Origin of the sequence: Nitrospira sp., from assembly GCA_029194665.1 — a bacterium.
Taxonomy (GTDB): Bacteria; Nitrospirota; Nitrospiria; order Nitrospirales; family Nitrospiraceae; genus Nitrospira_D.
Window position 1 is genome coordinate 100,077 of record JARFXO010000002.1, and the last position, 22,013, is coordinate 122,089.

22 protein-coding genes and 1 tRNA gene are annotated in these 22,013 nt (G+C 52.2%); 4 read left to right on the forward strand and 19 right to left on the reverse strand.

Features of this window, described 5'->3' with window-relative positions; genetic code table 11:
• Positions 1-20: 20 nt before the first annotated feature.
• The 11 genes from P0119_06160 to P0119_06210 all read right to left on the reverse strand — a co-directional run bounded on the left by P0119_06160 (position 21) and on the right by P0119_06210 (position 10,327).
• Complete coding sequence (locus tag P0119_06160; GenBank protein MDF0665645.1) at positions 21-269, reverse strand: acyl carrier protein; 249 nt, start codon at positions 267-269, stop codon at positions 21-23.
• Between the two features lie 41 nt (positions 270-310).
• Positions 311-568 (reverse strand): phosphopantetheine-binding protein, encoded by a 258-nt coding sequence (locus P0119_06165; GenBank protein MDF0665646.1) that lies wholly within the window; start codon positions 566-568, stop codon positions 311-313.
• Positions 569-579: 11 nt separating this feature from the next.
• Complete coding sequence (locus tag P0119_06170) at positions 580-1,470, reverse strand: AAC(3) family N-acetyltransferase (protein MDF0665647.1); 891 nt, start codon at positions 1,468-1,470, stop codon at positions 580-582.
• 11 nt (positions 1,471-1,481) lie between these two features.
• Entirely contained in the window at positions 1,482-3,152 is a 1,671-nt protein-coding gene (locus tag P0119_06175; GenBank protein MDF0665648.1) for an SDR family oxidoreductase, read from the reverse strand.
• Positions 3,153-3,203: 51 nt separating this feature from the next.
• Complete coding sequence (locus tag P0119_06180; protein MDF0665649.1) at positions 3,204-3,977, reverse strand: methyltransferase domain-containing protein; 774 nt, start codon at positions 3,975-3,977, stop codon at positions 3,204-3,206.
• A gap of 31 nt (positions 3,978-4,008) precedes the next feature.
• Positions 4,009-4,836, reverse strand: coding sequence for a class I SAM-dependent methyltransferase (locus tag P0119_06185; protein ID MDF0665650.1), 828 nt, complete (start codon positions 4,834-4,836; stop codon positions 4,009-4,011).
• 17 nt (positions 4,837-4,853) lie between these two features.
• Positions 4,854-6,251 (reverse strand): glycosyltransferase, encoded by a 1,398-nt coding sequence (locus P0119_06190; GenBank protein MDF0665651.1) that lies wholly within the window; start codon positions 6,249-6,251, stop codon positions 4,854-4,856.
• 18 nt (positions 6,252-6,269) lie between these two features.
• The gene (locus P0119_06195; protein ID MDF0665652.1) at positions 6,270-7,109 is read right to left on the reverse strand and encodes a hypothetical protein; all 840 of its coding nucleotides are present in this window, start codon (positions 7,107-7,109) and stop codon (positions 6,270-6,272) included.
• Positions 7,110-7,246: 137 nt separating this feature from the next.
• Positions 7,247-8,356: a hypothetical protein gene (locus tag P0119_06200; GenBank protein ID MDF0665653.1), complete on the reverse strand. Its 1,110-nt coding sequence runs from the start codon at positions 8,354-8,356 to the stop codon at positions 7,247-7,249.
• Positions 8,340-9,554, reverse strand: coding sequence for a hypothetical protein (locus P0119_06205; protein MDF0665654.1), 1,215 nt, complete (start codon positions 9,552-9,554; stop codon positions 8,340-8,342). Before P0119_06205 ends, P0119_06200 begins: the two co-directional genes overlap by 17 nt.
• A gap of 35 nt (positions 9,555-9,589) precedes the next feature.
• Positions 9,590-10,327, reverse strand: a complete 738-nt coding sequence (locus P0119_06210) for a 2-phosphosulfolactate phosphatase (GenBank protein MDF0665655.1) — start codon at positions 10,325-10,327, stop codon at positions 9,590-9,592.
• 100 nt (positions 10,328-10,427) lie between these two features.
• Here P0119_06210 and P0119_06215 point away from each other — a divergent pair.
• Positions 10,428-11,397 (forward strand): IS5 family transposase gene (locus P0119_06215; GenBank protein MDF0665656.1). Its coding sequence is split into 2 segments (ribosomal slippage): positions 10,428-11,084 and positions 11,086-11,397, totalling 969 coding nucleotides; the frame shifts between segments, so codons are not numbered across the junction.
• A gap of 137 nt (positions 11,398-11,534) precedes the next feature.
• On the opposite strand, the gene P0119_06220 is transcribed toward P0119_06215, so the two are convergent.
• From P0119_06220 to P0119_06255, 8 genes are all read right to left on the reverse strand, one after another.
• Positions 11,535-12,368 carry a phosphosulfolactate synthase gene (locus P0119_06220; protein ID MDF0665657.1) on the reverse strand — a complete coding sequence of 278 codons (834 nt, stop codon included), beginning with the start codon at positions 12,366-12,368 and terminating at the stop codon, positions 11,535-11,537.
• A gap of 221 nt (positions 12,369-12,589) precedes the next feature.
• The gene (locus tag P0119_06225) at positions 12,590-13,615 is read right to left on the reverse strand and encodes a DUF3473 domain-containing protein (GenBank protein ID MDF0665658.1); all 1,026 of its coding nucleotides are present in this window, start codon (positions 13,613-13,615) and stop codon (positions 12,590-12,592) included.
• Positions 13,615-14,697: a TIGR03013 family PEP-CTERM/XrtA system glycosyltransferase gene (locus P0119_06230; GenBank protein ID MDF0665659.1), complete on the reverse strand. Its 1,083-nt coding sequence runs from the start codon at positions 14,695-14,697 to the stop codon at positions 13,615-13,617. Before P0119_06230 ends, P0119_06225 begins: the two co-directional genes overlap by 1 nt.
• Complete coding sequence (locus tag P0119_06235) at positions 14,678-16,987, reverse strand: AAA family ATPase (GenBank protein MDF0665660.1); 2,310 nt, start codon at positions 16,985-16,987, stop codon at positions 14,678-14,680. The genes P0119_06230 and P0119_06235 overlap by 20 nt, the downstream gene beginning before the upstream one ends.
• Before the next feature lie 20 nt (positions 16,988-17,007).
• Positions 17,008-18,345 (reverse strand): hypothetical protein, encoded by a 1,338-nt coding sequence (locus P0119_06240; protein MDF0665661.1) that lies wholly within the window; start codon positions 18,343-18,345, stop codon positions 17,008-17,010.
• A gap of 27 nt (positions 18,346-18,372) precedes the next feature.
• Positions 18,373-18,981 carry a polysaccharide biosynthesis/export family protein gene (locus tag P0119_06245; GenBank protein MDF0665662.1) on the reverse strand — a complete coding sequence of 203 codons (609 nt, stop codon included), beginning with the start codon at positions 18,979-18,981 and terminating at the stop codon, positions 18,373-18,375.
• A 39-nt stretch (positions 18,982-19,020) separates the two neighbouring features.
• A complete protein-coding gene (locus tag P0119_06250) occupies positions 19,021-19,302 on the reverse strand; it encodes a transposase (protein MDF0665663.1) in 282 nt (93 codons plus the stop codon).
• A gap of 63 nt (positions 19,303-19,365) precedes the next feature.
• Positions 19,366-19,941 carry a transcription termination/antitermination NusG family protein gene (locus tag P0119_06255; GenBank protein MDF0665664.1) on the reverse strand — a complete coding sequence of 192 codons (576 nt, stop codon included), beginning with the start codon at positions 19,939-19,941 and terminating at the stop codon, positions 19,366-19,368.
• A gap of 534 nt (positions 19,942-20,475) precedes the next feature.
• Between P0119_06255 and P0119_06260 the strand changes: the two genes are divergently transcribed.
• The 3 genes from P0119_06260 (at position 20,476) to P0119_06270 (ending at position 21,990) form a co-directional block, all read left to right on the forward strand.
• Positions 20,476-21,153 carry a response regulator transcription factor gene (locus tag P0119_06260; protein MDF0665665.1) on the forward strand — a complete coding sequence of 226 codons (678 nt, stop codon included), beginning with the start codon at positions 20,476-20,478 and terminating at the stop codon, positions 21,151-21,153.
• 190 nt (positions 21,154-21,343) lie between these two features.
• A tRNA-Phe gene (locus P0119_06265) sits at positions 21,344-21,419 on the forward strand.
• Between the two features lie 247 nt (positions 21,420-21,666).
• The gene (locus P0119_06270; GenBank protein MDF0665666.1) at positions 21,667-21,990 is read left to right on the forward strand and encodes a hypothetical protein; all 324 of its coding nucleotides are present in this window, start codon (positions 21,667-21,669) and stop codon (positions 21,988-21,990) included.
• The last annotated feature ends 23 nt before the right edge of the window (positions 21,991-22,013 follow it).

The window sequence follows — 22,013 nt, forward strand, 5'->3', positions numbered from 1 at the left end:
CCACAGACCTTTCTGAGGCGTCACTCGACTCCGTTCGTCTCTTTGATTTTGCTCAGGATGAGGCGTTTAAACGTTCCAAAATCTTTGTACATCTCCACCGCCTGATCGGGGTCAATGTCCAAATTGAATTCTTCCTCGAAGCTCGACACGAGTATGAGGTGCTGCAACGAATCCCACCGTTTGAGATCAGTCGGCCTTGCCTCATCAGTAATCTCATGGGCCGGCACCTTGAGCACCACTCCGAACAGTTCTCTGATCTTGTCTTCCAAAAGAGCCTTCCTTTCACTTCACAACTGACAGTTCCGTCGTCTTAATTCCCCTTTTCATTCTGGCACTCTACCAGGTTGCGAATGGTGTCGACATCCTTGAAGTTTTCAAGCTTTACCTGATCGGACGACAAGTCTATCCCGAAGGATTCGTCCAAGAATCCCATAATCTTCAGAATCCCCAAGGAATTAACAATACCGGACTCTATCAACGGCTCGTTGTCTTCTAGGCGCTCAAGATTTAGCTCAGCCGCAACCTCTGTGAGAATAAACCGCTTTATTTCCGCCCCTACATCGCGCATAGGCTTTCCGTTCACTTACATGTGCCATGTGGCTCTACCCGCCGATATGGCACCCATCCCTTCCCAACCATATCAGCCATAATTGAAACGACATCCTCAACTGTCACCAGCAGTAACCGAGAATGTCCCACCCTCCCGACAATTAACTTGCCTTGCCGTATCAATTCCCGCTCAAGCGTGACGGTGTCCCTGACAACTCCCTTTGTAAAGGCATAGGTTTGCATCTCATGCCGAACATCATCGGTACCAACCACACCGGCCGAAAAGATCCGATCTTCGTACACAGGTAGCGCAAGCTTGTCCTTCAAAAGATCTTCAACATAGTGGAAAAATGTAATCGCCCCGAATCCCACATCAAAAAAAAGGATTCTTCCTTTCAGCTTCCGAAGCTTCTCAAACGGTGTACCTGGCCCACAGGGAAATGCGCAGGAATCATGACCGACTGTGATCCAAGCACTGTCTTTCCCAAATGCGGCAACAGGATGCGTAGGATGAAGACTCCTCACTGTCCCGTTTCGGCGCCTGAATATCTCGGTCACCAGACCCATCATGCTCATCGTCTTCTTCACATGAAACGTTTTACCCTGTGCCAGATAATCATAGGCGGAGCCTCGGAAAGGGATCGTCACCATCATCACATTGCCCTTCTCACCAAGGAGGCCAACAAACACTTCAACAAGATCCGACGGCGTCCCCTGAAATCCACTATCGCACTCAAAATTGGCATGCACCAATACCGTATCTGTCTCCACAATCCCCATTTGTCGTAAGACGAGCCGTAACTGTTCTGCATCATATCGAAACAATATATTGAAAAAGCGGGTCCTCCAACCATTGATTGCGGCTTGAAGGGCGCGCTTTCCTCGTTGCCCAACGAGTGATTCGATGGCACTTCGCAGCATGCGACAAACCTTCAGAGGAACGGCGGCCGTCCCCCCGTTAACATAATTTTCTGTCCGGTCGTATAGGATGCGAACTTCGATGCTAGGAACAGCACGGCCTGTGCCACTTCAACCGGAGAGGCATGCCTCTGCATCGGCGTTTCTTGTGCGATTTTCTTTCGAAAGCCATCCTGAATGTGTGCCACTAGATCAGTTTCTACAAAGCTTGGCGCCACGGTGTTGACTTGGATATTCTTGGATGCCAACTCGATAGCGAGGCTGCGCGTGAACCCCTGTAGAGCCGACTTCGCTACCACATACTTCAACTGATTGGGGGGAGGATCATCCACGGCCACCGTCGAGATATTAATAATTTTTCCACCGCCTTGAGCCAACATGCCGGGAATGACCGCCTTGCAGCAATGAAACGCGCCTTTGACGATAATGTCCAAGTCTCTTTGAATATCTTCCCATGTCAAATCGGTGAAGGAGGCGGGTCTAAAGTCACGGACAGCATTGTTTACCAGGATGTGAATTGTGCCATACTGTGCTCTGGCCTCACTGACCATGCGCTCAACCTCCTCGGGCACGGTCACATCGGCCCCAATGGCAATGGCATTCCCTCCCTCTCGAACAATTTCCCGCACCACTCGTTCAGCGTCGTCCTTCCCTCGATAGAAATTCACGATAACCTTTGAACCCAAGAGGGCGAAAAGCTTGACCACTGTCTCACCAATGCCTCTACTAGCGCCGGTGACGAGGACGACCTTATCCGTCAACCCCCAATCCACCGAGGACCTGTTCATCTCCGCAGCCGTCGGCATGCTCCGGGAAGGCTTGTTCACCAGGGCGCTGGCACGGCCGAGCATTGCAGCCCTGTCTTCACCCTTTCCAGTAATTGAGAGCGCTGTCTTAACGATACGTGTTGCCCTCGAGACATGCGTCACCTTCCCTTCTAATCGATACCGGTGTCCGCATTGGATTTGTTGCGTCCATTGTGCCGACAGACTGAGAAACGTGGCTGACTTTCCCGGAACTCGCATTCCGACAAACGTTGAGGACAACAATGTTGCCAAGAGATTGGGGGCAAATGACCTGATAAAGCTGGAGGATGGCCAGGCATCCCGATGGCACAGCCCCTTGGCCAGAATCCCGAGAAACGCATGCAGCGCCTCGCTTTGAATGACAAAGTCCATCCCATCACATACACCGACCGACAAATCCTCCAACTGCCAGTTATTGGCCAAACAAGGAGCGACCAGCGCGCACGGGACTTCCCTAGCGGACGCGGCGCTCACCTGAGCCTCGTCAGGCTCCTGCTCGTAAGACACCCTAAACGAACCAGACGTCACAATTGGCTCTGCACCCGTCTTCTGGATACGAAACTCAAACGCGGATTCGGTTTCCGCTTCGTGAGTCGAAGCAGGTTCGACCGACAACTCCAGCCTGTCATCAAAATAAACCGGAGTGGCGAACTGCATCTCTATCCTGGTCAGTCTACAGGGCTTGCCGACAATATCTAATTCTTCTACCAGCGCAAGAAAGGCAGCAGGTAACATCCCATGCACAACAGGACTTCTGTAGGCGGTCCTCCGCGCAAACTCTTCGCTGACATGAAGAGCGCTTTGGTCACCAGTCAGTGCCGAAAACGCCTGCACCATGTCTTGAGAAATGAAAAAGCTGAGCGCGGACAGCTTACTCACGCGTATCCCTCTCGGAAGGCTGACCACAATGCGGCTCCCTCGTTCCGACCACTAATGTGCCTTCCGGGCTTTTACAATGATGTTCCAACCTATCCGGTTGAATGGAAACAGGCGTCCTAACACCAAGTCGACATACTGCAACTGTGGCAACTCGATTTGTCTCTTCAACAGGACACACCAAGACAGGATGTTGTAGGGAACAATAAAAACACTGGCCCATGCTTCAGGCTGATAGCCCGCAACAAGAAGCTTGTTCCTCAATGATCGGGGCGTATAAAACCTCAAATGCGTTTGGTCCCATCCGCACCAACATGAATTGCTGCGCCATACTCTCTCGTACAAACCCTCCACCAGGTAATTGATCGAGAAGCTATTTTGCGTGCTTACCAGTAAGGCGCCCCCCGGTTTCTGCGCTTGAGACAAGCTTTTGAGAAACGCTACGTCATCCTCAATATGCTCAATGACATCCTTGGCAACAATAATATCGAATTCCTTAGTGAGCAACTCTTGAGGCATGCCCTCAGAACAAATCATCAACAGATTGTCCCTGATGCCTTCCTTCGCCGCATAGAGTTTCGCGGTTCGCAATGCATTTTCCTCTGCATCGACGAGACTAACCATGGCTCCATTCTTGGCGAGCGGGATGCTCATGATCCCTGCCCCTCCGCCATAATCCAAAATGGTTCTACCAGCTACCGTTCCCAATAACCTATCCATCAGCCGTGCTTTCACACGATTAAAAGGCAAGCTGGCAAGATGAAGATATTGATTGAGAGCCTTTTCTTCATCTCCTTCTCGGGACCAATGAGTTTCTTCGTACCTCAACCTATCCACAAACCCCTCTCGATACGTTCTATCATCGTTTCGCGGCGAACAAGAAATAGATCGATTGTCCATCCACAAGTCGGTCGCCATCCCACCGCCGGCTCAAGATCACACCCCCTGACTCCTCGATCATATGATCAATATTATGAATAAACGTCCGGTCCCTACTTCGTACGGCCGAACCCTTCATGAAGCGGTTGTCCATGGACGGATGAGCCAGACCGGCAATTCCCACCAACCAGCGGCTGTGTACCAGCATCGACCGAACTATCAAGGCCGCATCAGATTCTTTGAGGTACATCAGCACGCCACAACAGAGAATGATGTCATAGGCTTTGTCGCCAAGGCTCGCCTCTAAGTGCTGCATGTCTCCGTGTGCCAGCTCTACCTTGGATCCCACAGACTGCAGATATTCCTGGCCCGAGCAGATCGCATGTTTATCAATATCTATTCCATGTAAGTGTGAAAGACACGGGAACAATTCCGTTTCCATATACCGAAGCTGATATCCCAGAGAACATCCGACTTCATACACGGAACGCACTTGTTCGGGGCCAACCCCATCATGCGCCAACTGTTCCATCAAATGCGTAAAGAACAGCTTGCGGGAAGGCCTGACGTTATCGACCCCAAACCGAGTTTCCACTTCATAGGGCGCTGCATACGAGAGGTGGTGTCTCCATAAGAACTTATGATACGCATTAATGTCCTTGTCGCCATAATCCTGTATGAGTTCCACGGATAACCAGGCTCGACGCGCAGGACTGATCCATTGTTGTCGATCAATCCACAACGCCAAGGATTTTCTGATTTCAAGCGGGAGCAACGCTCGGATCACGCGCTTTGCAATGGCTTTCATTACAGTCCACCCAGAGCTTAGCTAGCGGCTCCGCCTGTATGATCGCCTACAACCAAATGGTTACAGGAAGAAGTGGCGCAGATTCGATCGAGATGTTCCGCCAACGCCCGCGTAATCCGATTCGACTCGAACGATTCTACTTCTCCGGCAAAGGGAACATCACCTTGCCCGACAAAGGCGCCATACGATTTCATGATGAAATCCCTCACCCCTGCAACATCCGAAGGACGAAAGACCCATCCTACTCGGGTACGTTCCATCAGATCCTGTGTCGCGCCGGCCTCGGCGATCGCCAAGACCACCGTTTGCATTCCCATATACTCATATAATTTCGCCGGGATCTGAAAGGGTTGATTCGGTGCCAATAGCAGAGCTATATGGCTTTGCTTAATCAATCTCAGCGCATCGAGCTGGGAAACAGGGCCACGTACTTCGAGAATCTCCCGTAACCCATACCGATCTGCCACCTTTTCCGTCGGCACCCCATCGATTATTCCGCAGTGCCCGACCAGCTTGATCCGAATAGAGTGGCGCGGTATAGAGCCACCACTGACGAGGTCTTGCACGGCCTGGAATATGGGTTCGGGCGTCCGCCCAAAATATAGACTGCCCGCATACGTCATCGTAAAGAACGATGCTTTCACATGATCCTTGAAACAAGCGGCAACCTCTCCATCGTATCCATTGGTAATGGTCACTGCTTTGCTCAGCCCTGCCTCTCCGTAGGTTGCCATGAAATAACTCGTGAGCTTGCCGGTGCTCGACACCACAAGGTCCGCGCTCTGAAAAACCTTCCTCTCCAACCACCTCTCGATGGCCACTGAGGCTGCACAAGTGTGATATAAAGATTTTGCAGGAGTGGCCATCCATGGATCTCGAAAGTCAGCTACCCACTGAACATTTGTGAGCCATTTCACAACTAAGCCGACAAGGTGCGCTGAATAGGGCGGGCAGGAGGTCAGAATGACGTCAATGCGGTTTCTTTTGATGATTGAGACCGCCCTCAAAACTGCCGGCCACACCCAGCTCCGCTGTGAGTCGGGAAGGCTCAAGAACGACAATGCGTAACGGCGTAGCCTTGCCCCCATGCTCTCGCCGAAACTCTCCTTCTGATTGGCACGTGCCGACGGTGCCCATCCCTGGATAGCCGACCTGCCCAATGCGGGACGGACAACCCTCTTGAGCCACAAATATCCGTCAGACAAAGTTGGAAGACGGCCGACCTTGTCGATTTCGATCTCTCCCAAATGCTTCAGTCGCTCGTGATCGATCTGAGCCACATACCTATCCTTGACCGTAAGCACCCGCACACTCCATCCCAACCGCGGGAGCTGGGCGGCAAAATTTGCAAGGCGCACCCCTCCGACCTCTGTGCTCGGAGGGAAATGATAGGCGATCAAGAGTATCTTCTTCATTGGAACCGATTTACTTCCTCACCGGGATTTCAAGAATATCGTCGCATACCGCCGCCGCCAATCCCGGCGCTCTGTTGAGAACGGTTCAAGTCCCCAATAATGTTGCGGCCAGCCGACCGCTCTCGCCCATCTCGCTTCACTGTGGATTTCGTCAATCTTATAGTCCAAGGGCACGAGATGATGACGACGCGTGAGGTTTTGACGAAGGGGAAGATCCATCCCGTCAATAAAGAAAACAGATTTTTTATGGGCCAAATGGCAAATATTCTCGAAAGCTTTCGCTGCGTCACCCGGCTTCAAATGAAAAAGGAAATTCTGTGCATAGATAATATCGGCGGGTCCCATCCTCGCTACCATGGCTTCATCCAGGACGTCGTCTACAGAAAATATGACTCGCCCTCTTATATCAGCCTTGACACAATAGTGCTCGCCCTCAACCTCAAATGTGTTGCTGACAAAGTCGTCGGCCATGTGACGGTTATTGAAGATTTCTTTTTCCGGCGAATACGCTCCAGTTTCGGCTTTACGGATGATCTGGGGATCGATATCACACGCCCGAACGATAAAGTCCAGTTTTGGATGCCGATGCCTGAGCACGGACGCGACGGAATAGGCTTCAGCTCCGTTCGAGCATCCTAAGACTGCTACCTTCAATGGTCTTGCCGGACCGCCATTTAGAACGTTATCCAATACTGGCCCTGCCAATGCATCGAACTGAGTGGGCAATCTCTGGAATCCAGTAAAGTTGGAATTCTCACGACGTTCACTATTGAGCGCAATGCGATGCCTGAAAGAACACCAGGCATTCGTTTCGAGAAACACATTTATTCCAGGCACATATTTCAAAATGGATCCCATTGTTCTCGCTCTCCGACAGATCAACAGAATCACTACGGACTACCCTTCACAGAGCACATCCCCGTTGTGACTTCACATACCTCTTAGAATGAAAGACTTTTGAGATTTGAACCCGCTGGGATTAACTCGCTCAACAATTATTTCGAGAGCAGATATGTAAGAACTTCAACGGCAGCTTGTGGGTATCGTTCGCTCCTCGATTCGACATTATAGTGGTGGTGCAACCCAGGGGTTGTATTTACCTCGCTGATCACCCCTCCACTCTTTTCTAAGGGAACAGCCGGATCCGTTGTTATGACATCAACACCGACAAATTCAGACCCCAAGATCCTGGCGGCAGATTCGACATCATCAATCACGGACCTGCTTATAAGGTCCGTCACCACTGCGTTATAAACCGTGCGGACCTCAGCTCTTTTTCCAATCGGATCATTAATACTTTTGACAACAACCTCTCGATTCGCTTCTAGGACAGACTCTAGGGTCAGATTTTGATGTCCCAATGTAAATAGACAATCGCGGTCTATTTCTAGGATCATTTCGCCGCTGAATTTCCTGCGACGATTGTCGACTCTGATTAATTCAGATACCGTTGATGAACCATCTCCCCGCAGCCTTGGGCCACAACGACAAACCGCGTGTATCATTTTTCCACTGAGAACCAACATGCGATAAGACTCCCCCGGGATAAGGGGTTCAATAATAAGCTCTTGACAGTATAGAGAAGCCAAAACCGCAGCCCGACGGAGCTCTTTCGATGTCAGAACATGCGTAGTCACCCCTTGCCCTGACGACGTACCCTGTGCAGGTTTCACGACACAACCCTTAGGATGATCATCGAGGAATATCCGAGCCGCATCCAACTCTTCGAGAGTGAATACGAGATGTTCGGGTGAACACAACCCATTCTGCTCCAGCAAACGATACATGAGCGGTTTCATGCCTGCTATTTCAAGCATCACCGGGTTATCCAATTCCAACTTATAATTTAGAATACGGGTTTTCTTCTCGCCAAGTTCTACTTCCCAGAGATCATCCGTTACCAACGTAAATTTGGCTCCAATTGCTTCGGAAACGGCACGCCACATCTCACGATATTCAGGGACTCTCTGTTGAACATAGATCTGCCTCGAAAGATTGAGTTTGTCCTTACATATTTTAAGGAGACGGGCAAACAGCCTTTCGATTTTCAGCAGAGAACGGCCCATTCGGGTCATATTTGCAACTTGCTTAACCCGATCTAACAAGACCAATTCCCTTTATCAGCCACTTCGCTGCTCTTTTCAGAAGCTCCCGGAACATCTTCGAGAACGGCAGAAGGTCTTTCCAATCGAACCAAGCCGCTTCCTCAACCCCCCTAAAGGAACGAATCCAATCGCCCAAGCGTAGGGATCCCTCCTGATAATAATGAAGTGAGGAGATCAGGTCGTAATCTTCGATCAACCACCGACGTCCATCCCTCGGAATGATCAGTGGTGGCTTCTGGCCTGTGAGATCAAGATATAGTGACTTGACGACATCCATGTCGTTTTCATCGGTAAAGAGCCTGAATGCCTGGCCGATTCGAGGATTGATATCCAGCACCTTATACTGGCCGTCACGCGGATCGAATCGGTATCCGATATCAAGGATACCCCGATATCCGATCGACTTCATGAATTGCACCGTCAGCTTAGCCACGGTCTCATTCCAACGGCACTCGCCAAGCGAAGCACAACCGACGTGGATCGGGAACTGACGAATCTTAAACCCAGTTAAGCCGATCAGGCAGTCTGAAGTGTCATTAAAGTACCCGTTGAAAATGAAAATCTGATCATCTCCTCCCGGGATATACTCCTGAAGCATCAGATTAGGAAATCCCGGTTCTTCCATATTCTTGTATTGTTCGATCAACTCGCTCTGAGAATGAACGATCACCATCTTCTTTTTATTTCGAGCCTCGAGGCGATGGCCGTACACGCCTTTTAGCATCAAAGGGAACTTGACCCTGGGCAACGATCCTTCCACCTCATCTAACGACTCAGGGAAAAGAGTAAATGGTGTCGACACTCCATATTGAGAAACGAGTTCGTACATCCCCTTCTTACTAATTAATTTTCGCATCAGGGTTGGAGAATTGTGCGGAAAGATGAACCATCGCCTGAGCGTACTGGCATTCTCCGTGACATACACGGCAGTCTCATCTGACGTTGGGATGAGAATGGAGGTTCGCCCGATTTCTTTCCCTACGTTCAGAAGATCCTCCAGAAACCGCTCTGGATTCTTCTCGTCGTATCCACTTAAGAAACCGCGTTTACAGTACCGAGAGAGCATACTAGGGGCTTGGGAGTCCGGATCAACACCGTAAAGGGTCACACCTTGCGTCCCCAAGCTGCGCATGATGGCCAGCCCCCCCAACTTACAGTTCACAATCACCACCGGTGTCGCAGTATCCTTAATCCGCATTGGTGCTCTCATTCCCGAGATAGAATTTGATCGTATCAAACCGACTGATACATCGTTTCCTTGCGCCCCGATATATGAATTAATTCGCCGTTGACTAGAGACGGAACGACCTCAACATCGTCGATATGGCTAAGGACAAACTCTAAATCCTCTTTCTGACCAGACCTCCTCAGATACGTCGCGCTCCTACCTGCTCGGACCTCTTCAGGACTCTTTCCACTCCATCGAGAAATATACCGACTGGTTTTCTCTGTCTCGGGGAAATAGCCGCATGCGATCAACTTTTCAGCGACCCATGCACAACCCATCTGATCCTCTCTGCGGAATTCGTTCCTCGTCCCTGCCCCCAACACTGCGATCCGCGGATGTCGACCATCCAAATAACGAGCAACCGCTGAGAAATTCCTAAAGCACGCGATATAGATAGCTTCAGCCCCTACCGCATTCATTAGCAGCTGCGTGCCGGAGGATGAAACCAACACCATCGGACGATGGAGATCATTCCGCCCAATGATATGAGCCGGGCTGTTCGTCAGATCAAACCCGTAGGGCATGTTGCCACCAAGCTCCCCAACCATGAGCGGGGCATTCAGTGTTGAGGCAATACGGAACGCTTCATCAGTCGTCCGTGCGGGAAAGACTCGCCGCCCCAGACTAATCGCCGTAGTAGCAGTCGTGGTCGCTCGTATCACATCAATTACAACGATGGCATATTGATCACGATACCATTCTGCACTTTCAGGAAACGAATCAATGGTCACCGTTCCTTTCATTTCGCTCCCTCCGTGTCTATAAAGAAACTAGGAAAGGTCTGATTTATTCTTTTCGCAGGATGTGCTAAAGGAAGCGCAGTCCTGATGAGGAGGCGCCCCCATGCAGCAAGCGACGTTTGTAGAGGTCACGTTTGAGCAATATCCCAAATCCACCCGTCGCGAGCGGTTCCTCGATGAGATGAATCGCGTGGTGCCGTGGGCGGAATTCGTGGCGGTGATCGAGCCGGTCTCCCCCAAGGCCGACGGTCCGGGGCGTCCACCGGTCGGAATTGACCGCATGCTGCGGCTGCATTGTCTCCAACAGTGGTTCAACCTGTCGGATCCGGCGGTCGAGGAAGCGCTGTATGACTCCCGCGCCATGCGACAATTTGTGGGGATTGATTTGGGCCGCGAACCCGTGCCCGATGAGACGACGATCTGCAAGGTTCGGCATCGGCTGGAGGCTCACGAGTTGGGGAAACAGCTCTTTGTCCGGATTGGGGAGTATCTGGCCACGCACGGTCTGCAGGTGAACCGGGGGACGATCGTGGATGCCACCATCATCAGTGCCCCCAGTTCGACGAAGAATCGCACGAAGGCGCGGGATCTGGAGATGCATCAGACCAAGAAGGGTAACCAGTGGTATTTCGGCATGAAGGCGCATATCGGCGTGGACAGCCAGACGAAACTGATTCATTCGGTGACGGCCACGGCGGCGAATGTGCATGACCGCCAGGTATTACCGGAGTTGCGGCATGGCCAGGAGATGCGGGTATGGGGGCGACTCGGCGCACAGTGGACAGCGAGACGTCATCCGGCACCATGCGCCACGGGCCCAGAGCTTCATCCAGGCGAAAGCCCATCGCCATCGGCCACTGAGTGAGGCGGAGTGGGCCAGGAACCGCACGAAATCGAAAGTCCGAGCAAAGATCGAACATGCGTTCTTGGCGATCAAACGGATGTTCGAGTGGGCCAAAGTCCGGTACCGAGGGCTGGTGAAGAACACCCATTGGCTCCAGATCAGTTGTGGCTTGGCGAATCTGTACGTGGCACGGCGGCTGTTGGCGGGGGTGGAGAGAACGTGTGCCTGAGGGCTGGCAACGGGCCATCGGATGGTGGATGCCCTCCACGAAAAGGCGCACAGACCAGCGGATGCCAGCCGAATCCGCCCGGGTGACCGACCCAGGAACAGCGTTCCGAGTGAAAACGTGAATTAATCAGACCTTCCCTAATCGACATCGCCGTTTGAAGGCCCCTTTGGTCTCAGAATTGCCTGCTGAAATGCGTCCGAGTGCAATCCTCTTCGATAAATCTCCACCCGAAGCAACTCCTCTAAACGAACGTTGCTCAGCTGTACCCTTGGCCCGAAATGGTTCAGCAAGGCGAACTGACTGGGCTTGTTTGGCGCCTCGAAAATCGTCCTTTCTATGCCGTAGGCTTGAACGAACCGTTCCGCAAATCCAGCGTTAAGCTTTCCTTTTCCATCAAACAAACCGACGTTTTGTGCGCTTTCTCTTCCCTCAACAACAATCTTTTCAGCTCCAGCATCCAACCATCTCATGCCTTGATCGATCAACTCTTTCACGATGTCTTCAGTAAAGCTTCCACCATGCTTCTCCCCGATCTCAAACTGGACAGTGAGTCCTCGATCGGTGGCCATTTTCACTATCTCCTTTTGGTTCAATGCATTGTCGATGAATCCCATCCCGGCTTCGATCCCGGAAACACCAATTTCGGCGCACAAATCAAGATACTCAGGGAGCTTCTTGAAATACACGGCGATTTCAAATGGCCCTCCACCCGTACAGACCGGCACATTCAATCTCCTCGCCGCATCAACCTTTTTTCGTGTCGCAATTTCATTAGCAACCTGCCAACAAGCCATTGAGATCTTCAATGATGAAATTAGATGCCAGCTCTGCTCCAGATGACTTTCGAGCGTCACTGGATCATAGCCCGGGTCGAACGGACTTGTTAGCGGAGGAAGCTGAGTGACACCGATCTCGCGCATATAGTCTTGGGTATGTCGAATCGTTGCTTTATTCTGATTGACCGCATTCATAACGGTTCTCCTTGTTCAACGGGATGCTAGAACCTAGCTCAAAATAGCTTGAGGAGCGTGGTGATGCAGGCGGACTGGATAAAGCCGAAGAAATTGTTGCGAAGTACTTGTACGAAGAAACGTCGCTTCTACCAGAACCAGGCAAAGAACCGCTCAATCAGCCAGCGGCGCTGATAGTGACGCTAAGGTCGACCGTCCTGGCTCTTGAGTTGGAGGGTCGATCAATGTGGGGCGATGAGATTCAGGCCGTTCTGCTCAATGTCCTCATCAACGAAACCTTCACACTGATCGATCGGCGGAACATCACGCAGTGTTTTGGCCGGCTGGATGAGGCGCACCGCATTCTTCACCACGCCGACCGGATTGTCTTTCATGGCACAAACCGCCCTGATTTCTTCCACAGCTTGTTGTATTGGGACAAACTTGAAGTCGGTGACCAATCGACGCAAGCGGGCTTCAGTCTTATGTAAATTGACGTAATGACGAAATCGTGAAACAACAGACCCTACCATCCGTGGCTGCTCAGGATCGAGTTCCCAAGGGTGCAGATACATGATGAGCGGATGGCCTTGACTTGCAACGCGACACAAGAGGCGGCGCAAAAGCCTGTATGGGTATAATCGAAAATACCCTCCCCCGGCAACCGGAACCCGAAGCGGTCCAACCTTCAGAGTGGACGGTGGCACCTCCCATAAATCGCCAGCCTCGGTTTTCCGAATGTGACACCATGGATTAGCGTCTGGCATGCCATAGCGATCATGCCGGACGGGGAAAATACTCGAATCGTACAAATACCCTTCCTCGACCAAGATCGGCAGTGCCCACTGAGTTCTAGCCGTAATCGAAAAAGACGGCGCCCGATAGCCGAACACCATCTCTCCCGTCAAACCTTCTAAAATACGCTTTGACCGCCTGACGTCGTCCCGAAACTCGCTGTCCGTCTGATTAGTGACCAACTCATGTCCGTAACCGTGCGAGGCAATTTCATGCCCCTGCTTCGCTAACGCTTTGACCAACCCCGGATGTCGTTCCGCCACCCATCCCAGAACAAAAAATGTGGCCTTTGTCTGAGCCTGCGCCAGAAGCTCCGCGAGCCGGAGCGTATTCTGCTCCACGCGACTTTCTAATCGATCCCATTGTCTCCTTCTGGCGTCGGACCAAAAGGCCGACACTTGAAAATGCTCTTCCACGTCAAACGAGAGAACATGTCGTACGCTCGCCTCTTGATTTTGCCGGCTGGAAGGCATTACAGCGCCCCTTCCCCGACCAACACCACTCGCACCGTCTGGGCTAGAATTTTCATATCGAGCCCCAACGATAACCACTTGACGTAGTAGAGATCATATTGCAACTTCATATGGGCATCTTCCGTAGAAGCGCCATAGCGAAATTTAACCTGCGCCCACCCGGTAATACCGGGTCGGACCGTGTGCCTCAAATCATAGTAGGGAATGATTTTTCGCAAGTCCTGCACGAACATCGGTCGCTCCGGGCGCGGCCCGACAAGACTCATGTCCCCTTTTAACACATTGATCAGCTGTGGCAACTCATCGAAGCGAGTTTTTCGAAGCCACTTCCCGACGCGGGAGATCCGATGATCGTCCGTTTGAGCCCATTGAGGCCCCAACTCTTCTGCGTCTTGCCGCATGGATCGAAACTTGAAGATCTGAAAGCGTCGGCCGAGCAACCCGACACGGATCTGACGATAAATGACCGGTCCGGGCGAATCGACTTTAATCAGAAACGCAACGAGCAAAAATAGCGGGAATAGCGCCAGCAACCCGGCGGTTGAAATCAGTATGTCAATAAGTCGCTTCGTCACGCGGGAAGTCACGCTCAGCTTAAAGCCAGTCGAAAAGATCAAGGCGCTCGGGCGAAGCGAATCGACCGAGAGGCGGCCCGAAACTTCTTCGAACAATTGATGCCCGTCAAGAACTTCTATCCCCATCGCCTTCAAATTGAGGAGCTGTCCAACTGGCAGTACGGAGCGGCGATCTTCAACACAGACAACGATGGTATTCACTCTCTGTTCTTCTACCACCTGTGCTAACTGTTCATGGGTGCCGAATAGGCCGGGTATGGCCGGATTTCCTTGAACCCGCTCACTTTCCCCTACAAAAGCCCCAACAATCTCCATCAGGCCAAGGTGCTCCGAAAGTATGACTCGATAGAGTTCCCTGGCGAGCTTCCCTTCCCCCAAGATAAGCATCCGCCTCCTCTGACCGAATCCGTTCGTCGTCGGATACACGTCCTCCGTAAAACGGCACAGCTGTAGCCCCTGCTCCACGGCAGCCTCGTTATTTATCGCTTCAACTGTTCTTAGTGGCATAGTACTTTTCATGCATGAGATAGGGCGCAAACTCCACTTCCACCTGTGTCAAGACCACACCGATGACGTCGCGATCGACGCTGAGCTGCCTCACCGCCGTGCGTACCATTTCCGGACTCGTCAAGCCGGCTCGTATCACGAAGATCACCTGATCCGCCACGCTGCTGAGAATATTGATGTCCGCAAGAGTCAACACAGGCGGTCCATCCAAAATCACATGGTCGTACCGAGTCCTTAGCTCCCGCAAGACCTGTTTCACATACTGAATCCCCGAAATACTGGTAGGCCTAACTCTCGGATCGCCACATGGCAGAATTGAGAGGGGGATGCCTGGGGAGTGATGAATACAATTCTCAAGAATGTCTCCCCCTTGAATAGCCTCACTGAGACCGGGCTCGACTAGAATGTCCATATATTCATGCACCATCGGGCGTTTGAAATCACAATCGATGAGGAGAGTAGATTTCTTAAGGTCATGGGCTAGAACATAGGCAAGATTGACTGCCGTGGTAGTTTTGCCCTCTCCCATAATGCTGCTGGCCACAAGGGTGACCACACTCTTCTTTTCTGCAGTCTTCAACAGCAGGCGTGTCGCGGCCACTCGATATTGCTCAGCAATGATGGAATGCGGCTCCCATTTTGCTATTAGATGAAAGTGTTGGGACAGATGCGTGGGCGCCACACTTCTCTTGCCGGAGTCGGCCCCCCTCCACTTCTTTCCGTGCTCATAATATGCTGGCGCACGTTCAGGAACCCGGACCGCGCTTCTTGGTCCGGTGAGTAACGCGCGTGACGGTGTCGAACCCATTTGGGTCATCCCTGTCTTGAAAGGAGGGATCGATGCGAGAACGAGAAGGCCAAGATAGCTTTCGACTTCCTCCGGACGTCGGAACCCGGGTTTCAAAAGCTCCACCCCAATGGCGCCGCCCAAACCAATGGCACAGCCCAGCACAAGTCCTCCCAGCAGAAAATGGACGAGCGTCGGTGGTTCTTCGCCATAGGGTAAATTTGCCGGCTCGATGATTCGATACCGTTCGCCGAATTGGCGACTCTCATAATTCTCAACAATTCTGGCATTTGTCCGCTTATCAAGAAGAGATTGATACCCTTTTTGGAGGTTTTCATAGTCACGGACTAGGATCGCGAGACGCTGTTCTGTCGCGGGAATCCGTTGGACATGCGCTTCGAGCTCCTTGATCTGCCGAACTATGTTGGCCTGCTTGGCCTTGCTGAAGTCGATCTCGCCCTTTACTTCATTGCGCTCCTTCATCAGCTCTCTCAGGAAGGGATCAACCCTCTTGCGGGCAGCCCTTCCACCGTTCTCAACCCGTCCGTCTGCCGTCTCATTCACACTCGATTGATCGCCATCAACCAATTCTGGTGATCCTGACTCCACCCGGCGAATTTCTTCTCGGAGGTGCATCACGTCCGGATAGTTCTCCTTGTATATTCCCAAGAGTTCATTCAGCTTTTGCTTCAATTCCTCTAATCGGGCAGCCCGAGGGTCGCGAGGCCGCCCGTTCCTCTCAACCACGTCGGTTAACCCGAGATCAGAAAACTCTCCAATCGCTTTCTCCAAGGCTGTAAGCCGTTCACCCGCCTTATTTAGGGATTCACTGGAAGTCGTAAAATCGCCATGCAGTCGATCGAGCGTGCGGAGGTTAGCCTCCATCTGATCCGGCAATTCCCCGATATGCGCCTTCTTGAAATCCGAAATCGCCTGTTCCTTGGTCTCAAGTTCCCCCTTGATCCGATTCAGCTCAGCAGACAAAAACTCGGTGGTGGTCTCTATCAGTCCTTCTCGACGCTTCGCGTTGTCCTCCTGCAGCTTGACGACGAGGAAGGCTACGACTGCTTGGGCCATATCGGGGTCTGAGTGCCGATAAGAAATCCCAATGCCGATGCCGTCTCTTGGCCTGGCAACGGTAATGCCCCTGCGAAGGAGCTTCATCAAGGACTCCGCTGTTTCATGTTCGCTGTCCGGATACGGCTTTATATTTTCGATGATGGGCATCAACACGGATTGATTCGTAAGGCTGAGCAGCATCTGTTGTATGGCCACGGCCTCCGGATCTTCGAACCCTCTTCCCTCCGACCCACCCAGACCTTTCACGTAATCCTTTGCTACTTTCGGACTATCGATCGTCACGATGGCAGTGGATTTATATGTTTTAGGAAAGATCATCCAAGCTCCGTAGGACAGAAGCACGGACACGACGACACTGACAAAGATCCACCACTTTCTCTTCAGCAAGATCCCAATCAGCTCTTCTTGAGTAAGCGATTGCATGCGGGCGGCCTTACCGTTCTTCAGTAGAAAGCCTGAGTCAGACTCAGCTGGACCACGTTTCTATCGAAGGCAAAATGCGTTCCCGCGAACACGTTATCAACGTTTTGGTAGTCATACGTCAGCGTGAGAAAGGTCTTCTGAGTGGCTCGATAGAGCAAACCCGCCGATCCCCCCACGGTGGTCCAGGAGAGGCCACCTCCTGAATTCGACCCGTACTCATTGGCGATGCTATAGTTCGCTCTAAGTAGAGCCGCCAAGTCACGGATTGGGGTATTCTGAGTCATGTTGAACGCCACCGTGTGATTGAGCATAGCCGCCCCTTCGAACTGAAACGACGGAGTAATACCGCTATGGTATGCAAGAGCAATCGACGTTGCAGGATTATTCCAGAAGACGGCAAGACTGCCAAATGGTGCAATCTTTGAGGACAAGGGCACCCCATTCAATTGTCCTGATAACAACTGTGCGCCACCAACAACGTTGATGCTGATCGCAGGCGAAAACCTGTGAGTCCAGCCAAGGGTAGGGCCCATGGTGGTAAATGCCCCCAATTCGCCCTGGTCATATTCGTTACCAATGAAGTCTGCTCTCATGGAGTCATAAAGAGAGACCTGCGTTACGAGACCAGCGGTATAGCTCTGAGTCTGTTGGCTAATCAATGCAGGGGCCTGCGGGACGTCCGATGCCCCGTAGTGGATAAAACTGTTCCTATAGCTCCCGCTCAAATTGAGAGTCCTGTTGAGCGGAAGCTCAAATACTGTATTGACGCTATTGGAGGTTGTATTGGTACGATATGCTTGGAACCCTGCCACCAACGGATTTGCCTGTTGCCCTGATTGGCCTCCTGCAAGAAACGCGGGGGGTTGAGGACTGTAAAAAAACGTATCGGACACCGTCCACCTCGCACCCGGCCTCCATTGGCTCAACAGATCGCTCATGTCCAGAACTACACCGGCATTCGCGCCTACATAACTGAGTGCGGTATTGTTCGCGTAATAACTGCCGACTGCTCCCACTGCCGCATTCACCTTCACCAGGTTCTTGTGATCGGTATACAACCCTCTGACTTGTGGCATGACTGTCGTGACAAAATCTTCTGGGGTTAATCCCTGTAGCAGGCTCTTTGGAGCAAAATACACATTGCTATCATACCGCTCGGAAACTCCGACCGATGGAATAACGTGAAACCCCTCTACTACCCGAATCGAACTGGGGTCGGTCGCCCCACCAAATTCTGTTCCTGGAATAGTCGGCATTCCTCCGCCCACCCCACCACCCATTCCTCCGCCCACTCCACCCATCTGCGCGTGGCTTAGCGAATACAACCCCAAACCCATCCCAAGAACGATGCTTGCCATCTGAGCAAGCAACCATCTCCGACTCAACTACGGCACCACGATGACATCGCCGCTCAGTAGAACAAAATTTCCCGGCACGGCGGTGCCCTTTAGAACATCATCATAGCGCACCGGAATTTCGATCTGGCGTCTCTCTTCATGGCCTTCGGAACCAGTACTCACGTTGCGCAACACCTTGATCTTGTTCTTGCTCGCAAAAGGTGCGAAGCCGCCAGCCAGTGCAATGCCCTGCATCACGTTGGCATAGGACTTGAGCGGATACTTCCCAGGCTTTACGACTTCCCCCAACACGTAGATGAAATAGCTGTTGACCTCCTTTACTTGAACCGTAACGATTGGCGACGATACGTATTCCGTAAGCCGCTCCCCGATGCGCTTCGCCAACACATTGGCAGTAAGACCAGCTGCCGGCACATCCCCGATAAGCGGCATGGTGATCGTGCCGTCCGGACGAATCGTCACCTCACCCGATAGGTCTGGGCTCTTCCACACCGTCACTTTCAGCACATCCTCCGGCCCGAGGAAAAACTCTGACGGCTCCGGCAAATGGACTTTGTAATCCACCCTCTTTTCGGTGCATCCCACCACTCCACATACTGCGGTGGCGACGAGAATCCAGTTGAATAAAGTGCGCACCCTATAGCTACTCCAGATGACAGCCGTCGTCGATTCTCTCTAACAGTCTCCCCTCACATCCCTGATCAAAGCTGCCCGGAGCGTCGCGTAGTCAAGTGTGAGCTCGGCAAATTGTCTTTTCAGCCGTCGATGTTCATCTTGTAGGGAACGTAGCCGATCCTTATCGTCCGGTTGCTGTTCGTGCCCAAACTTCGCACGCCACCGGTAGAGGGTGCTTCTAGAAATCCCATACCGCCGTGAGACCTCTCCCACCCCCTGGCCGGCATCCAGTTCCGACATCATGCGTTGTATTTGATCGTCTGTAAAGCGGAGTTTGGACATGACTGCCATTTCCCCTGTCGCCATCCCAGATCTGTGGAATGGGTGAAGGGGAAGAGGGGAGGTTCACTGCAGAGGCACAATCTCGTCGGTTCCTATGTGGATGAGCGCAGCTCGCTGCAGGAGGGAGGCGCGGATCACCAATCCATGGTGACTGGCTCGTCGTACGAGTTGGCCACGGAGACCGACAAGAGGACCTCGTATCACTTCTACCCATGTACCTTCGATCAGGTAATCGCAGGGTTCCATCATACGGTTGATCGACGACACTTGCTGCAGAACGGCGATTTCTTCCGCTGAAATGGGTTCGGGTTTCAAGGCTCCGACAATGCGAACGACACCCGGTGTCTGGAGAACGGCAAGACTAGTGGTTAACGCAAAGTTGGCAAAGCAATATCCGCTGAATAGCGGAAGCGTCGTCCACACTTTGCGATCGGACCATTGACGGTATTCCTTGCCCAATGGAAGCAAGGGTTCGATGCCCACCGCCAACAGCCGGTCCCGCACCTGTTTCTCGTGGCGAGAATAGGTCTGAACGGCATACCATTGGCGATCGGTCTTCGATGCTATTACTTGTTCTACCTCCGGTATCCTTACCTGTGTGTACCGTGCAGCGTACTCTTCTTCACAAACTGTAGTCATAGCTTCGCCCCGTGAGCCCCAGTCTCTTTTCATAAAAATGCGGCTGTTCAGCCGCGAGGAGCAGGAACAATTGGCTCTACTAGTACCAGAGAACATCGGCCTTAGACCATAAGATAAATGTCGAGTTTTCGTGTAGTCGTCACCAGCACTTTTGTCTGAACGATTGACCATCCCGTGTGGTAACTGCAGCAGGTGTTACTTTGTGTTGCTGTAATCGCACCTATTAATAAGCCTTCCTTACAGATGCATCACGTGAGAGTCGTACAAGCGGCAAGAAAATCAGAATAAGATAATCTTTTCAATAAATTAGAAACAAGAGATGAGTTCCAGTTCGCACCCCCTACTAATAGGGGGTTTCATCCTGACCAGTCAATACGCGAGATATCCTTCTGTTCGCGAGCCAGGTGCGAAGGGGGATTATCGAAAAGCGGGCAGTCTAGAACTCGGAATCCTTCCACATGGCCACGAACAACCACACCTCTATACGGGACAATTTCAATAGCATCCATCTTCTATCTTGAACCAGGAGCCAGCATGTCCGACACCGATACGCCCACGCTCACAATCGCAATTCTTAGTAGTCAGTGCCTCGTGTGGTTGGGCTTACAGAAAATTCTCGAAAGCAGCGCCACTATCCCGATGACTGTGCACCCACACCAGAAACTTGATCAGTTCCACACCGAGAACAGACCAGACGTGTTCATCCTGGACCTGGAGACCGAGCGCAACGTCCTCGACATCATCAACCGGATACGGGAGTCCACCCCGACCAGCAAGATCGTGTTGTTGTGCGGCATGGAGGACCAAGAACGCACGCGGGCAGCGTTTGCTTCCGGCGTCGATGGCATTATCCTCAAGGTTCAACCACCTGGAGTCGTGCTCGCTGTGATTGAAGCGCTGTATGCCACCACGAAGCCTCAGCCATCCGTGGAACGGAAGGGCACGATGAAAATGGGTCTCAGGCTCTCCTTCACAAAGCATGTGGAATCCGTCCCACCGCCATCTGCCTGGCCCGAGGTCTTGACCGAGCGAGAACGCGAGATTATCCGATTGGTGGGGCAGGGACTCTCGAACAAAGACATCGCCTACAATTTATCGATTAGTGACAGTACGGTCCGGCACCACATGACCAGCATTTTTGACAAGGTCGGCGTGCCCAATCGACAGAAGCTCCTGATCCACGCGCATCATTGCCAATCCACTCCGGTCTAACCGCCTTTGGGTCTCATCGTCCTGTTTGCCAAACCTGACGGAAGCTCATACCAAGTTGTCCACCCAGAAGAAACTCGTGTGCGCGCAAAAGATGTGGAAGTCGGATGTGCGACCTTGGTAAAATGCGCGGACCTTGACTGATCCCACGAGTATCGGAACAATCCGACGCCGAAAGGTCAATCTCTTCCGTGCCGAGGTAGCTCAGTTGGCAGAGCACAGCCCTGAAAAGGCTGGTGTCGACAGTTCGATTCTGTCCCTCGGCACCACATTTCGCATAGTTAGAGGATTCACGTTTTGAACAACTGGCACCCAAGTGGCAGTAACTGGCACCTGAACGTCATTTTCCCCATTTAGAACCGCCTTCGTAAACGTTTCCAGCCTGGTCACGGCATCCCGCAATCGCGCATTCCAATTGTGAATGTAGTACTTCGCCGAACCAGGGAGCGGCTCACCTTTTAACGTCTGGATCACAGCGTAATCCACGCCACATTGTGTGAGCCAGGTTGTGAAGGTATGACGAAGATCGTGGAAGTGCAGGTCGTGCACCCCTGCCCGCTCGCAGGTTCGCATCCAGGTATGCTTGAAAGAATTCCCGTCTTTCCAGTGATGGAAGAAGCGTCCACCGATTCGTGGAGTCTTTCCGAACAACGCCTCGTACGCCAGACCATTCAGGGGAACCATTTTGGGCACCCCTTTGATTTTCGTCTGGCCGGGGGAGGGAACCACCCACCAGCCGTCTCCCCGCTGCATCAGCCACTCTTCATGGATCTCAATCAACTTGTTCTCCCGAAGACCGATCTGCAGCGCGGCCATCGCCAGCCGCCAGACGTTCGGTGAGGCGGCCTCACGGATTTTGAGCA